Origin of the sequence: Bacillus cereus group sp. BfR-BA-01330 (assembly GCF_022663885.1) — a bacterium.
Lineage (GTDB): Bacteria > Bacillota > Bacilli > Bacillales > Bacillaceae_G > Bacillus_A > Bacillus_A cereus.
On the sequence record NZ_JAKUGK010000009.1, the window covers coordinates 143382 to 158664 of the forward strand.

Sequence of the window (15283 nt, forward strand, 5' to 3'; positions counted from 1 at the left end):
GCATCTTGCTACTATTCATAGCAAGATGCCCTCTTTATTCTGGTCTTTTCTTCGTCCACGTTTCTACTACTTCACCAGTATCATTAACATCTAGCACAAGGCTACCATTACTATACCGGTCTTTATTTCGATACGCTTTCGGATCAATCTCTTCTACAATGTTTTTCTCTGTCTTCATGTAAACTAATTCATCGTCCCGAACAATTTCAATACCGACAATGCGGTACGGATTACGTTTTAATTCTTTGAAAATAACAAGACCGCGTTTCGCCCTCGTTGACTTTTCAATTTCTGATGCTTTTAGACGTTTTACAGCACCGCGCTGTGTTACGAGAATAAGTTGATCTTTGTCACCATTTAACGGTTTACCAGAAGCGACATAGTCATCTTCTTTTAAATTAATTGCTTTAACACCAGCAGCTCTTACACCGACTGGACTTACTTCATCTTCATGGAAAATAAGTGCATATGCACCGTGTGTAGCAAGAACAATATCACTCGTTCCATCTGTCGCAAATATATCGACAACTTCATCATCTTTTTTCAAGTTTACAGCAACGAATGCCCTTGAATAACGCTGAACTTTATATTGATTTAATTCTGTTTTCTTTATCATACCATTTCGTGTTACAAATACGATAAATCGTTTTTCTTCCTCAAAGTTCGGTACAACCGTTGCCCAAATGATTGTTTCATCCCGGTCGAGTGAAACGATATTAGCAACGTGCTGACCTAAATCTTTCCAACGAATATCTGGCATTTCGTATACTGGCAGATATATATAGTTTCCTTTATTCGTAAATAAGAGGACTGTCTCTGTCGTATTCGTATCGAATCGTTCAAGTAAGATGTCACCCTCTTTCATACCGAAGTCTTTGCCGTTTGAGGCATTATGTGAGCGCCATCCAGTACGTTTCACATATCCTTCTTTCGTTACAGTAACGATGACATCTTCTTGTGGGATCATCACTTCTACATCGATTTTAATTTCCTCGATTTGATCTTCAATAATCGCGCGTCGATCATCACTATATGTTTTCTTAACTCTCTTTAAATCTGTTTTAATTACTTGAAGTAATCTTTTTTCACTTTGTAAAATTGCCTGTAGCTCAATAATTTTCTTATTAAGCTCATCTGCTTCTTCTTGTAACGCCGTAATGTCTGTATTCGTTAAGCGATATAATTGCAAGGAAACAATTGCTTCTGCCTGTGCTTCTGTAAAGCCAAATTTTGCACTTAAATTATCTTTCGCGTTACGTTTATCTTTTGAAGCTCGAATTGTCTCAATTACTTGGTCTAAAATCGATAATGCTTTCTTTAAACCTTCTACAATATGTTGACGATTTTCTGCTTTTCTTAATTCATATTGCGAACGTCTCGTAATAACCTCTTTTTGATGTCCAATATAAGCATCTAAAATTTTCGGTAATGTCATAAGTGTTGGACGACGATTATTGATCGCTACCATATTAAAGTTATATGGAATTTGCAAATCTGTATTTTTATATAAATAATTTAAAATACCTTCGGAGTTTGCTTCTTTCTTTAATTCAACAACAATTCGTAAACCAGTACGATCTGTCTCATCACGCACTTCAGCAATACCATCTAACTTTTTATCTAGACGTAATTCATCCATTTTCTTTACAAGGTTTGCCTTATTCACTTCGTAAGGAATTTCAGTGATTACAATTTGTTGTTTCCCACCGCGCACTGTTTCAACTTCTGCTTTTCCGCGAATAATAATTTTACCTTTACCTGTTTCATACGCCTTTTTAATACCATCAATCCCCTGAATAATACCACCTGTTGGGAAATCTGGTCCTTTCATAACTGTTAATAAATCGTCAACAGTACTATTTGGCTTATCGATACGCATCATTGTAGCATCAATAACTTCTCCAAGATGATGCGGAGGAATTTCTGTTGCATAACCAGCGGAAATCCCTGTAGATCCGTTCACTAATAAATTCGGGAACGCTGCTGGTAATACAACTGGTTCTTCACTCGTATCATCAAAGTTTGACACGAATTCAACTGTTTCTTTATCAAGATCACGTAATAATTCAGATGCGATTGGTGATAAACGAGCTTCCGTATAACGCATCGCTGCCGCTGGGTCCCCATCAACACTACCGTTATTACCATGCATTTCAACTAAAACATTACGTACTTTCCAAGTTTGGCTTAAGCGTACCATTGCTTCATATACAGAGGAATCTCCATGTGGATGATAATTACCGATAACATTACCTACTGTTTTAGCTGATTTACGAAACGCTTTATCATGTACATTACCTTCTACATACATAGAATATAAAATACGTCTTTGTACTGGCTTTAAGCCATCACGTGCATCTGGAAGTGCACGATCTTGAATAATATATTTACTATAACGTGCAAAGCGATCACCTAACACGTCTTCAAGCGGGAGGTCATGAAACTTCTCTGCTTGCATGTTATTCCACCTCCGTCTCCATAATCATTTCATTTTCTAAAATATTTCCTTCTTCTTGCATACCAAACTGTACATTACGTTCAATCCATTTACGGCGCGGTTCTACTTTATCGCCCATTAATGTTGTAACGCGACGCTCTGCTCTTGCTGCATCATCAATTTTCACGCGAATTAATGTACGCGTTTCAGGATTCATTGTTGTTTCCCATAATTGATCCGCATTCATTTCACCAAGTCCTTTATAACGTTGTAACATATAGCCTTTTCCAACTTTTTTCGTTACACCGTCTAATTCCTCATCTGACCAAGCGTATTCAATTACCTCACTCTTACCTTTTCCTTTACTTACTTTGTATAAAGGAGGAAGTGCGATAAATACTTTACCAGCTTCGATAAGTGGCTTCATATATCTGTAGAAGAACGTTAATAACAATACTTGAATATGAGCCCCATCCGTATCGGCATCGGTCATAATTACAACTTTATCGTAGTTAATATCTTCAACATCAAATTCATTTCCTACACCGCCGCCAATCGCATAAATGATTGTATTAATCTCTTCATTTTTAAAGATATCAGCAAGCTTTGCTTTTTCTGTATTAATTACTTTACCACGTAACGGTAATACGGCCTGGAAACGTCGGTCTCGTCCTTGTTTCGCAGAACCACCGGCAGAGTCACCCTCTACTAGGTACAGTTCATTTTTTTGCGGGTTACGTGATTGTGCAGGTGTTAATTTCCCGCTTAACGTACCTTCTGATTTTTTCTTTTTCTTACCACTACGCGCTTCTTCTCTTGCTTTACGGGCTGCTTCACGGGCTTGTGCTGCTTTAATTGCTTTTCTCACAAGAAGTGTAGCTACATCAGGGTTTTCTTCTAAAAAGTATGCTAAATGCTCAGATACAATGGCATCAATTGAAGAACGCGCTTCACTTGTACCTAGTTTCCCTTTCGTTTGCCCTTCAAACTGAAGCACTTCTTCTGGTACACGTACCGAAACGATAGCCGCTACACCTTCACGAATATCTGTACCTTCTAAGTTTTTATCTTTTTCTTTTAATAGTGCTACTTTACGAGCATACTCGTTAAACACACGCGTCATCGCTGTTTTAAATCCAGCTTCGTGTGTTCCACCATCTTTTGTACGTACGTTATTTACAAACGAAAGAATATTTTCTGAGTAACCATCATTAAACTGGAATGCTAGTTCTGCTTCAATCCCGTTTTGTTCACCAGTGAAATATACAACCGGGTGAATTGAATCTTTTTCTTCGTTTAAATATGAAACGAAAGCTTCGATTCCTGTTTCATAATGAAATATATCTTCTAAATCATTACGTTCGTCTTTTATCGAGATTTTCATTCCTTTTAATAAGAATGCAGATTCACGTAATCTCTCACATAATGTTTCATAATTGTAATTTGTCGTGCTGAAAATCGTTGTATCTGGTTTGAAGTGCATTGTCGTACCAGACTCTTTTGTTTTCCCGATTTTCTCTAACGTTGTTGCAGGAACGCCACCATTTTCAAAACGTTGTTCATAAATGTTACCATCACGCTTAATTGTTACTACTAACCATTCTGACAAAGCGTTTACAACTGATGCCCCAACACCGTGTAAACCACCACTCGTTTTATAGCCACCTTGACCAAACTTACCACCTGCATGAAGTACAGTTAAAATAACTTCAGGTGTAGGTTTCCCAAGTTTATGCATTCCCGTAGGCATTCCTCGCCCTTTATCTATAACGCTAATACTATTATCTTTATGTATTACGACTGAAATTTCGTCGCCAAATCCCGCTAACGCTTCGTCAACGGAGTTATCTACTATTTCATATACTAAATGATGCAATCCACGGCTATCCGTACTCCCGATATACATACCCGGGCGTTTTCGAACGGCTTCAAGTCCTTCTAACACTTGAATCGCATCTTCATTATATTGGAACTGATGCTTCGCCAAACTCCTTGCCCCTTTCCTAATCCAAAATCAGAACATATGTTTCTATTATAGAATAACGCCTCGACTATAGTTTTGGCAAGTTATCTTATCTCTTTTATATACCATCTTCAATAGAAAAATCCTTGTTTTCTCACAAGGATTCCTCTAGGCTACTATTTCAGAAAAATAATCGTTTGTCAACGAGAAATGGATATGTATTCCAAGATTACACATTCCAAACCTTTATTATGATCCAAATGATCAAGATCCAAAATGGGATTACAAATAACAATCCCCAAAAACAGCCTTTAAAAAATCTCATGATGAACACCTCGTTCATCGGCCCTACTTATCTATAATGAGGGCTGAATCAATCTTTCTACCTTTAAATCTATACTATTTTGTCATCGCATGTTCTACTTTAATACAACGATCCATTATTACAGTATAGTCTTTTTCTTTTAAAAGTTTATATGTATCCTCATCTTGTACTCCTAATTGTGCCCAAAAAACATCTGCATCAATCTCTACAAATTCTTTTGCAACATCCATTAAAAACTCTGAGCGACGAAATACATTTACAATGTCAACGTGTTCCTTAATATCCTTTAGTGAAGAAACTGCCTTTTCTCCGAGCACCTCATCTACTGTTGGATTAACTGGAATAATGCGGTATCCAGCATCTTGCATTGCTTTTGAAACCATATACGATGTACGTTCTGGCTTATCTGATAATCCAACAACCGCAATTGTTTTGCTTTTCTTTAACACTTCACCAATTTCCGTACGAGTTGGGTTTTCAATTGTCATAATTAATCCCTCCTATTCCTTTAGTATAGCCGATAAAGAAAGTCTCTTTCAATATGAAAGAGACTTTCTTTTATTTCGATTATTGATTCTTTGTAGCTGAATTATCTGCTAAAGTAGCCGATTTCGTCATTTTTTGACCGTTACGGTAGAATGTAACTTCTACTTTCTCGCCTACTTTTTTCTTTTCATATAAATATTTACGGAATTGAAGAGCATTCTCTACTTTTTGATTATCTAATGCTACTACAATATCATATTGCTCTAAACCAGCTTTTTCAGCTGGTGATATTGGGTAAATTTTACCTAATACAACGCCGTTTGTTACTTCTTTCGGTACTTTCAATTGATTGACTGCATAAGCTTGCACATCTTCTAGTGAAACAACACCTACTCCAAGAGCTGGACGTTTTACTACTCCATCTTTTTCAAGAGATTCAATAACTGGTTTTGCGATGTTAATTGGAATAGCAAATCCAATTCCTTCAACTTCTTGTTGTGCAATTTTACTTGAATTAATCCCAATTATTTCACCATTTTGGTTAAATAATGCACCACCACTATTACCTGGATTAATCGCTGCATCCGTTTGAATAACTTGTGCTTGCCAATCTGGTCGTTTATCCCCATCAATATCAACCGGAATTTCGCGTTCTTTACTACTGATTATACCTTCCGTTACACTTCCATCAAATCCAAGTGGATTACCGATTGCAATGGCTTTTTCACCCGCACGAAGTTTACTTGAATCACCTAAAGTGGCAACTTTATTTACATTAGATCCATCAATTTCAACAACCGCTAAGTCTAACCAAGGGTCCTTACCAACTAATTTCGCATCAACTTGCTTTCCGTCGCTCAGCTTCACAGCAAGTTTATTTGCTCCATCTACTACGTGGTTGTTTGTTACAATATATGCTTTATTTCCTGCTTTTTTATAAATAACACCTGATCCTGAACCGGCTTGTTGTTCTTGACCTGTCGGTTGCATTGCAAATGGATCAACACTTTGTTGCATATTAATAACACCTACAACAACATCTTTCGCCCCTTCAATCATACCAGGTAAATCAGTTTCATTTTTCGCTTTATTTACAACAGGAACTACAGTACCTTCTACTTTTGAATCCGAACTAAATGATGATACTGGCGCTCCATTATTTTGAGCCCATGGCATATATGGTGCTGCAAAACTAATCGAAACCGCTCCGACTACAGCTCCCACTAAACCTGTGAAGAAATAGCCTTTTTTACTACCTGATTTTCTCACTTCTCTCGTTTCACTATGCTCTTCATTTAAATTTGGTCCGTCGTAATATCCCATGTTTTATTTCCCCTCTCTGGTGAATTCGTATTTTCAGTATAGTCACGTTTTGTGTCCTTCTTGTGAACTCATCGTGAAATCCAATTAAAAAAATACACTTATCTAACATTGTAGACAAAAAAAGTATTTTTTGTACATTTTACCTTCAAAAGAGAGTATAAAATTACCATTTCCCTAGGCTAAATTACACAAATCGTTCTAGATTATTCTTCAAATTTATAACCAACTCGAATAACAGTACCGATATGCTTCGCTTTATCTCCTAGCTTATTTCGAAGTTTTTTAATATGGGTATCAACCGTTCGGTCATCACCGTAATAGTCATATCCCCATAACTGGTCTAATAAATGTTGACGTGATAACACAATTCCTTTGTTCTCCATTAAATACACAAGAAGTTCAAATTCTTTATGTGTCAATATAATTTCTTCTCCATCTACTAAAACAGTTCTAGATAGACGATTCACTTCTATTCCAGCTAAAGACATAGCATTTTCTTCCGCTACTCCTACCGCACCATCCGCACGTTTCAATAACGTCTTTGCACGAGCTACTAATACTTTCGGGCTAAATGGTTTCGTTACATACTCGTCTGCACCTAATTCGAAACCTAGCAATGTATCATCCTCATCCGAACGTGCTGTCAACATAATAATTGGTACTGCTGATTCTTTTCTAATTCTTCTACAAACAGACCATCCATCTATTTCCGGTAACATAATATCTAACATAATTAAATCAATTTCATGCTCTGCAAATAACTCTAACGCTTTTTTTCCATCTTCTGCTTCGATTACTTCAAAGCCTTCATTACGAAAATAATCACTAACAATTTCACGTAATCTTCTTTCATCTTCAACAAGCAATACCGTTTTGTTCATATAATCTATCCCGCCTTTTTACTCTTTCAATCGAATAATACGTTGATTGGAGCTTCCGCGAAATGGAAGTGTTAAATCTTTTTCCTCAATTTCAAACCTTCCATCGACTAAAACATCCCCATAATGTAACAACTCTATCATATCATTATTTTGAGAACTCTGTATCTCTTCTAACGTATAACCTGTATACATCCATAGGTTTTTTTTCAAATCTTTCACGATTTTTGCTACCATTTTCACTTCAGCAGCTTGAAAAAATGGATCTCCACCTGAAAATGTTACATCAGTTAATGGATTACTTGCAATCTCTTTCACAATTTTTTCTACTGTCATTTCCGTTCCGTTGCAAATATTCCACGATTTCGGATTGTGGCAACCAACGCAACGATGCGGACAGCCCGCAAAAAACACGACTGTCCGCAATCCTTCTCCATCTACTACACTATCATGAATAATATTCATCACTTTCATTTATGTTTCACCCGATCTATCTCTTCACTACGTTTCGCACTATTCCACTTTGACATATCTCCTACAAGATAGCCTGTTATACGGCGAATTCTTTCTATATTAGCCTCATCTTCATTCCCGCAACTTGGACATTCATTCCCAATAACCCCGTGATAACTACAGCACTTACAACGGTCAACAGGATGATTAATTGAACCGTATCCAACGCCATGTTCTGCCATGGCTTGTACAATTTGTTTTAATGCCTTTTTGTTATGCATTGCTGCTCCGTCTAGTTCAATATAAGTAATATGTCCCCCGTTACATAGAGCATGAAACGGGCCTTCTAAACGGATTTTATTTATCGCTTGAATGTTATAATAAACTGGAATATGGAATGAATTCGTATAGTAATTATGGTTCGTTATACCGCTAATCACGCCAAATTCTTTTCTATCTTTTTTCACAAACTTCCCTGATAATCCTTCTGCTGGAGTTGCAATTACTGAGAAATTCAGTTGATGTTCTTCTGTCGCTTTATCCATTCTATCTCTCATAAAGGAAATAATTTCATACCCAAGTTTCCATGATTCTTCATCTTCCCCATGATGCTTTCCTGTTAAAGCTACTAAACATTCCGCAAGACCGATAAAACCAATACTTAACGTCCCTTGTTTTAAAATCGAGGCTACGGAGTCTTCAGGCTGCAACGTTTCTCCACCACGCCATACACCTTGTGAATATAAAAACTGAAAATCTCTTGCTCGCTTCGTACATTGATACGCAAATCTTTCTAATAACTGCTTAATTCCTAAATCTAAATAATAGTTTAGCGCTTCAAAAAACGCTTCTTTTGAACCACTAATTAACGCTAATTTCACTAAATTAATAGACGTAAATGATAAATTCCCTCTACCAATCGCTGTTTCTTCTCCATGTATATTAGACATAACACGAGTACGACATCCCATGTAACATACTTCACTTTCTGGTCTTCCATCATAATGCACTGCATTAAACGGAGCATCTAAAAATGAAAAGTTAGGGAATAATCGCTCTGCGGTTGTCTCTAATGCTAATTCAAATAAATCGTAGTTCGGATCACTTTCTTCAAAATTCACACCTTTTTTCATCTTGAAAATTTGAATCGGAAAAATCGGTGTCTCTCCTTTACCAAGTCCAGCTTGTGTCGCTTTTAAAAGTTGTTTAATTAACATTCTTCCTTCTTTCGATGTATCTGTTCCATAATTAATAGAAATAAACGGTACTTGTCCTCCGCCCCTACTATGCATACTATTCGAATTATGAACGAAAGCCTCACACGCTTGATACGTATCATTTTCCGTTTCTTTCCATGAAAATTCTTCTATTTGTTCTTTCGTAAGCGGATATGATTGTAATCGTTTTTTATGTCTCTCAATTGTTTTTCGTACATAAGGTGCTAAATCAATATCAAAGAGTGCAAACGATTGACCACCATGCTGCATATTTTGATTCGCTTGAAAAATAATAGACGAAAGAGCCAATGCACTTTTAATGTCTTGCGGTTGTCTCATATGTCCATGTCCAGTATGAAAACCATTAGCAAGCATTTGCGCTAACGGAATTTGTGAACAAGTCGTCGTTCCTGTTGCATAAAAATCTAAATCATGTGGATATAATATATTTTCATTTATCGCTTTTTTCACTTGATCTGACAATAAATTCTCAACAGCATAATATTTTGCACTCTCAGATGCGAACGTTCCCATTACGCCCATTGGAGAGCGGCCGTCTACATTTGCATTTTCTTGCATCAAATCTTGTTCATTGCCGTGGACTATTGTCTCAAACACTTTCATTAATTCTTCTTCTCCACGTGTATTATTTTGTAACATTTATAACCCTCCACCAATATGTTGTTATCTTTTGATTAAAATGTTACTACATATAGTCTTACTGTTTCTGTGAGAAATGTAACATTACTGTGAAATTTTTTTCACGAAATAATGAATTTTTCATTTACAAAAAAGAAATGTGCTCTTTACAAATGTATGGTACAATATACGGGAAAAACTCTTTTTACCCTTTATCAACACATTTGAATAAAGGAGACTGAACTTATGGTTACTACATATCTTTTATTTATCGTTGCCTACTTACTTGGCTCGATTCCATTTGCACTAGTTGTTGGAAAAATCGGCTACGGAATCGATATTCGTGAGCACGGGAGCGGTAATCTAGGCGGAACAAACACATTCCGCACATTAGGGAAAAAAGCAGGTTTTACCGTTACAATTGCTGACATTTTAAAAGGGACATTAGCAACAAGTCTACCAATGATTTTCGGATTAGATATTCATCCACTATGGTTCGGGTTAGCGGCTGTTCTTGGACATGTCTATCCAATCTTCGCGAAATTCCGCGGTGGTAAAGCAGTTGCAACTTCTGCTGGGGTGCTATTATGCTATTCACCAGTTGTTTTTGCAATATTGGCTGTTGTATTTTTCACCCTTTTATTTACAACAAGATACGTATCACTTTCTTCTATGGTAACAGCAGTTGTTGCTGTTATTGCATCCATTGTTAGCGGGGATAAAATCTTCATTATTGCGATGTGTTTATTAGCAGGTATGGTTATTTATAAACACCGTGCAAATATCGGACGAATTATAAATAAAACTGAACCAAAAGCAAACTTTTCAAAAAAGCAAAAATAAGATCGTAACCCACATAACGCAAAAAGAAAACGTGAAGCATATTAATAGCGTCTTTTTGCGTTATTTTTTATACTAAAGAAAAAGCAACATAATTTGGAGGAACTATACATGAATCTTTCCGTAACAAAAGAAGCAGCACAATGGTATAAAACTGAATTAAACTTACAATCAAATGAAACACTACGCTTTTTCGTACAATACGGTGGTTGCAGTACTGTGCAAAAAGGACTTTCTTTAGGTATTCGTAAAGATGATCCTGCACATCCTGCTGTTCAAATTCAAGAAGAAGGTATTAATTTCTTTATTGAAGGCGATGATGAATGGTTCTTCGATGGACATAATTTATCTGTTACACTTAACGAAGGTGACGACTTCCCACAATTTAATTATGAAAAATAAAAAAACGTGGCTTCTGCCACGCTTTTTTATTTTTTCTTAATTTCCTCATATTTCGCATACCACTCAGGATATAACTTTTTAAATGATACAGGGCGGAACCCTTCTTTTTTCGCACAAATATTCGTTGTGCTTGCAGTAATACACAGTTCACCATCACCATTATATATTTCATATCCATATACAACGCGAAGTGGGCTCACAGTATCTACCCATGTTTTTACGCTTGCTTTTTCTCCGTAACGCATCGCTTTACGGTATGAAATTTGTAAATCTAACACAGGAGAAATAATTCCTTCTTTCTCCATTTCAACATATGAAAAACCTAAATCTTGTATAAGTTTCGTGCGACCTAACTCAAGCCACACTAAGTAGTTTGAATGGTAAACAACACCCATTTGATCTGTTTCCGCATAACGGATTTCAACTTCATGTTCTGCTACAAACATATGTATTCGCCTTCTTTCACTTCTGCTACCTTGCATACATTTAATCATAATACAGTGACATCAAAAATAAAATAAAAATAGTGAATCTTTTCCCGAAAGGAGCAAGCATATGATTCAAATTGTAACGGTTCGTAGTGGTGATAGCGTATATAGCTTGGCATCAAAATATGGATCAACACCTGACGAAATAGTAAAAGACAATGGATTAAATCCAGCTGAAACGCTCGTTGTTGGTCAGGCACTTATCGTTAATACGAAAGGGAATAATTATTATGTACAGCCTGGTGACAGCCTATATCGAATCTCTCAAACATATAATGTCCCCCTCGCTAGTTTAGCTAAAGTTAATAATTTATCTTTAAAATCTATTCTCCATGTCGGACAACAATTATACGTACCAAAAGGTACAAAACGAGCTGTAGAATCCATCGCTTATTTACAGCCTTCCACTATACCGATTAAAGAGAGTTTAGTTAATGCTACACGTGCCATCAATCCATTTTTAACATACTTAGCTTATTTTAGTTTTGAGGCAAAAAGAGATGGCACATTAAAAGAACCTACTGAAACAGCTAAAATCGCTAATATTGCAACGCAGGGTAAAACAATCCCTATGCTCGTTATTACAAATATTGAAAATGGTAATTTCAGTGCCGATCTAACATCGGTTATTTTACGCGACGCAACGATTCAAAACAAATTTATTACTAACATTTTGCAAACAGCTCAAAAATATGGCATGCGAGACATTCATTTCGATTTCGAGAGTGTAGCACCTGAAGACCGCGAGGCGTATAATCGCTTTTTACGAAATGTAAAAACACGCTTACCTAGCGGGTACACATTGAGCACAACTCTCGTACCGAAAACAAGTTCAAATCAAAAGGGGAAATTTTTCGAAGCTCACGATTATAAAGCGCAAGGGCAAATTGTTGATTTCGTCGTCATTATGACATATGACTGGGGATGGCAGGGCGGGCCACCGATGGCGATTTCTCCTATCGGTCCGGTGAAAGAAGTACTTCAATATGCAAAATCTCAAATGCCTCCCCAAAAAATTATGATGGGGCAAAATTTATACGGGTTTGATTGGAAGCTTCCATTTAAACAAGGAAATCCACCCGCAAAAGCAATTAGCTCTGTCGCAGCTGTTGCACTAGCTCGTAAATATAATGTCCCTATTCGTTATGATTTCACAGCCCAAGCTCCTCATTTTAATTATTTTGATGAAAACGGCGTGCAACACGAAGTTTGGTTTGAAGATTCACGGTCTGTTCAAAGTAAATTCAATTTAATGAAAGAACAAGGTATAGGTGGTATTAGTTACTGGAAAATCGGTTTACCATTCCCACAAAATTGGCGTTTACTTGTTGAAAACTTTACGATTACGAAAAAGGGCTGACAAAAGTCAGCCCTTTTTGTACATTTTGTTAAGATTCATCTTTGATTTCACTTTTTAATGAGTCAATACTTTCTAAACGTCTTTGATTTTTTGCTTCAATAGCAGCACGATCTTTTTCATTAGAAAGTTCCGCTGTTTCTTTTGCTTCATTAAAGTTATCAACTGTATTTTGCACCATTTCTTGTAACTTTTCAGCGTTGTCACTTCGATTATCTGGATTTGGCATGTACTTCCCTCCTAATATTGTATATACACACCATCTTAAATTACCTATCTTTCCTCAAATTTATACATAAAAAAGAAGAATGATAACATTCTCCTTTTTAACCGTTATCAACAATCGGTTGTTTTCCCGTTTGGTCTTGCATTTGCTTTCCTTTATTTCCACCAGCTTTTTTCGATTGTGTTCCAATATGATTTGGCGCAAAGTCTTTTGAATTTTTTTTCGGATTACCCATTACTATCGCCTCCTTAACACTAGTATCGTACTAGTGTTAAGAATTATTCAGCTTGCTTAAAAAGTTTCATTTCATAACGTTTTTCAATGCGCTCTTCAATGCGATCAATTGCATCACGATCGCTTAATAATTGTTGTTTATTTTCATTTACCAGTTCTTCAAACGATTTACGGCGACTTCTTCTCATGTTGTTCACCCTCTCTCCTTCGCTTTCTTATTACATAGTATAAGCAAACGAAAAACTCTTTAATCAGATTTGTAAGAAAATTTTATGTTTTAGTACTCCTAAAAAAACTCCGTGTACAATATATTGCACACGGAGTTTTTCATACCATAATATTTAAATACTCTTTCAACTTTTCATCTGCATTCATTTCATTTTCTTTATAATCATGAAGCGCCTGTAATACAAAATCATACTGTTCTAAAATATAACTTTCTAATCTCATAACATCCTCTAAGCTATTAAGCATAATTCTCGTATTACCAACTTCACTTTTTAACGCTGGTTCACATTTTAAGCTTGTACATATTTCTTTCACATCTTCTTCTAATATCTCTGTTAATACATATTTCTTTCGCCCTTTTACCTTTACTCTCATAACTGGATAAAAAGCTTTTATATCTAAATAACTTCCTACGTTCATACAACGTAGCCATTCTACATTCCGTTTATTACATGCAAGTATTTCTTTCACCGCTTCATATACCGCAGTTTCATCAAGCATAGCCTTATTTACTTTTCGTTTCCCTTCTTCTTCAATAGCTGCACACTTTTGATAAACAGCAGCACACGTAATGCAATCGTCAAATGCATTATGAGAGCTTAAACGAATGCCAAGCATTCGTTTTAACGTTTCAAGTTTATGATTAGGCGCATGCTTCATGTATTTCTTCGCTAAAAATACAGTATCAATTACTTTATTTTTAGGTTCAGGCAACCCAAGCATATTTACATTACTTTTCAAAAAGCGCATATCAAAAGAAGCATTATGAGCCACAATAACATTTGTATGTAAAAATGCTAAAAATAAAGGTAACACTTCTTCAATCGTCGGTGCATCTGAAACGCGATAATTGGTAATACCTGTTAAACTCGTTATTCGGTCCGGAATTGGCCGCTCTGGATTCACGTATGAAACAAATTGATCTACTAATTCATGATTACGATATTTCACTGCTGCAACTTGAATAATTTTATCATTATAAGGGTTAAATCCTGTTGTTTCAAAATCAATTACAACATAATCTAACGGTAAGGATACATTCCCCACTCCATACACTCCTTTATCTATAAACGGTTATATTTCTTACATCATATCATGAAGTGATTACTACTTGAAAAAGAAAAGGCAGAAATGGGAACTCTCCACCTCTACCTTTTCACCATTATTTTAATTTAGCAACTCTTTTCTCCATCTCTTTTTGTGTCATCGGCCCAATAAACTTATCTTGAATGACACCTTTTGTATCTATAAAATACGAAGTTGGAATCGTAATTACTTTATACGCTGTTGTCACATCAATGTTCTTGTCCAATAAAACAGGAAAAGTAATTCCTTTTTCTTTAATAAAATTGCTTACCTTCTCTTCCCCCCCACCTTTTTCTGAAGGCGTATAATTGACCGCTAAAATTTCTACGTTCTCTTTATGTTCTTTATAGAAAGCCTCCATATCAGGCATTTCTTGTTGGCAAGGTCCACACCACGTTGCCCAAAAGTTTAAAATCACTTTCTTTCCTTTTAAATCTGATAGCTTTACATTCGTTCCATCTAACTTCGTTAATTCGAAGTCTGGCGCACTCTTCCCTATTTCAATACCATTCCTTGCGATAATCTCTTTCATCGCAGCTTCACTTTTTTCTTGCTTCACTTTTACCGCCTGCTCTTTATTACCAAACTGTTCATAAGCTGCATATCCCGCTAAACAAAGTAACACTACAATAATCGTAAGCTTCCGCCACATTTTATATCACCCTAACGTATTATCTTCTTTTAACACATTCATCAAAATA

At 36.1% G+C, this 15283-nt stretch carries 16 protein-coding genes; 3 read left to right on the forward strand and 13 right to left on the reverse strand.

Features of this window, described 5'->3' with window-relative positions; translation table 11 throughout:
- Positions 1-34 precede the first annotated feature (34 nt).
- The 7 genes from parC to MR112_RS24110 form a co-directional block, all read right to left on the reverse strand.
- Complete coding sequence (gene parC, locus MR112_RS24080) at positions 35-2458, reverse strand: DNA topoisomerase IV subunit A (RefSeq protein ID WP_001147470.1); 2424 nt, start codon at positions 2456-2458, stop codon at positions 35-37.
- A gap of 1 nt (position 2459) precedes the next feature.
- Positions 2460-4424, reverse strand: coding sequence for a DNA topoisomerase IV subunit B (gene parE / locus MR112_RS24085; protein ID WP_001062194.1), 1965 nt, complete (start codon positions 4422-4424; stop codon positions 2460-2462).
- Positions 4425-4799: 375 nt separating this feature from the next.
- Entirely contained in the window at positions 4800-5213 is a 414-nt protein-coding gene (locus MR112_RS24090; RefSeq protein ID WP_000151390.1) for a CoA-binding protein, read from the reverse strand.
- A gap of 79 nt (positions 5214-5292) precedes the next feature.
- On the reverse strand, positions 5293-6534 hold the full coding sequence (locus tag MR112_RS24095; protein ID WP_000542646.1) for a S1C family serine protease: 1242 nt from the start codon (positions 6532-6534) through the stop codon (positions 5293-5295).
- A gap of 203 nt (positions 6535-6737) precedes the next feature.
- Complete coding sequence (locus tag MR112_RS24100) at positions 6738-7415, reverse strand: response regulator transcription factor (protein ID WP_001044679.1); 678 nt, start codon at positions 7413-7415, stop codon at positions 6738-6740.
- A gap of 18 nt (positions 7416-7433) precedes the next feature.
- Entirely contained in the window at positions 7434-7886 is a 453-nt protein-coding gene (gene nrdG, locus MR112_RS24105) for an anaerobic ribonucleoside-triphosphate reductase activating protein (RefSeq protein WP_078403744.1), read from the reverse strand.
- Positions 7883-9742 (reverse strand): anaerobic ribonucleoside triphosphate reductase, encoded by a 1860-nt coding sequence (locus MR112_RS24110; protein ID WP_046392948.1) that lies wholly within the window; start codon positions 9740-9742, stop codon positions 7883-7885. Before MR112_RS24110 ends, nrdG begins: the two co-directional genes overlap by 4 nt.
- Before the next feature lie 225 nt (positions 9743-9967).
- Here MR112_RS24110 and plsY point away from each other — a divergent pair, with 225 nt between their 5' ends.
- The gene (gene plsY, locus MR112_RS24115) at positions 9968-10564 is read left to right on the forward strand and encodes a glycerol-3-phosphate 1-O-acyltransferase PlsY (protein WP_000258974.1); all 597 of its coding nucleotides are present in this window, start codon (positions 9968-9970) and stop codon (positions 10562-10564) included.
- A 108-nt stretch (positions 10565-10672) separates the two neighbouring features.
- Positions 10673-10963: a HesB/YadR/YfhF family protein gene (locus tag MR112_RS24120; RefSeq protein ID WP_001054455.1), complete on the forward strand. Its 291-nt coding sequence runs from the start codon at positions 10673-10675 to the stop codon at positions 10961-10963.
- 26 nt (positions 10964-10989) lie between these two features.
- Here MR112_RS24120 and MR112_RS24125 read toward each other — a convergent pair whose 3' ends face one another.
- A complete protein-coding gene (locus MR112_RS24125; protein ID WP_000495817.1) occupies positions 10990-11409 on the reverse strand; it encodes an acyl-CoA thioesterase in 420 nt (139 codons plus the stop codon).
- A 109-nt stretch (positions 11410-11518) separates the two neighbouring features.
- Here MR112_RS24125 and MR112_RS24130 point away from each other — a divergent pair, with 109 nt between their 5' ends.
- Entirely contained in the window at positions 11519-12811 is a 1293-nt protein-coding gene (locus MR112_RS24130) for a glycoside hydrolase family 18 protein (RefSeq protein WP_000614858.1), read from the forward strand.
- A 28-nt stretch (positions 12812-12839) separates the two neighbouring features.
- Here the strand turns inward: MR112_RS24130 and tlp are convergent, their stop codons facing one another.
- From tlp to MR112_RS24155, 5 genes are all read right to left on the reverse strand, one after another.
- Positions 12840-13037, reverse strand: coding sequence for a small acid-soluble spore protein Tlp (gene tlp / locus MR112_RS24135; protein WP_001133511.1), 198 nt, complete (start codon positions 13035-13037; stop codon positions 12840-12842).
- A 97-nt stretch (positions 13038-13134) separates the two neighbouring features.
- A complete protein-coding gene (gene sspN / locus MR112_RS24140) occupies positions 13135-13269 on the reverse strand; it encodes an acid-soluble spore protein SspN (protein WP_000527987.1) in 135 nt (44 codons plus the stop codon).
- Positions 13270-13312: 43 nt separating this feature from the next.
- On the reverse strand, positions 13313-13456 hold the full coding sequence (locus MR112_RS24145) for an FbpB family small basic protein (RefSeq protein ID WP_001254699.1): 144 nt from the start codon (positions 13454-13456) through the stop codon (positions 13313-13315).
- A gap of 139 nt (positions 13457-13595) precedes the next feature.
- The gene (locus tag MR112_RS24150; RefSeq protein ID WP_000528757.1) at positions 13596-14543 is read right to left on the reverse strand and encodes a 3'-5' exonuclease; all 948 of its coding nucleotides are present in this window, start codon (positions 14541-14543) and stop codon (positions 13596-13598) included.
- A gap of 115 nt (positions 14544-14658) precedes the next feature.
- A complete protein-coding gene (locus MR112_RS24155; protein WP_000269085.1) occupies positions 14659-15234 on the reverse strand; it encodes a redoxin domain-containing protein in 576 nt (191 codons plus the stop codon).
- Positions 15235-15283 lie beyond the last annotated feature (49 nt).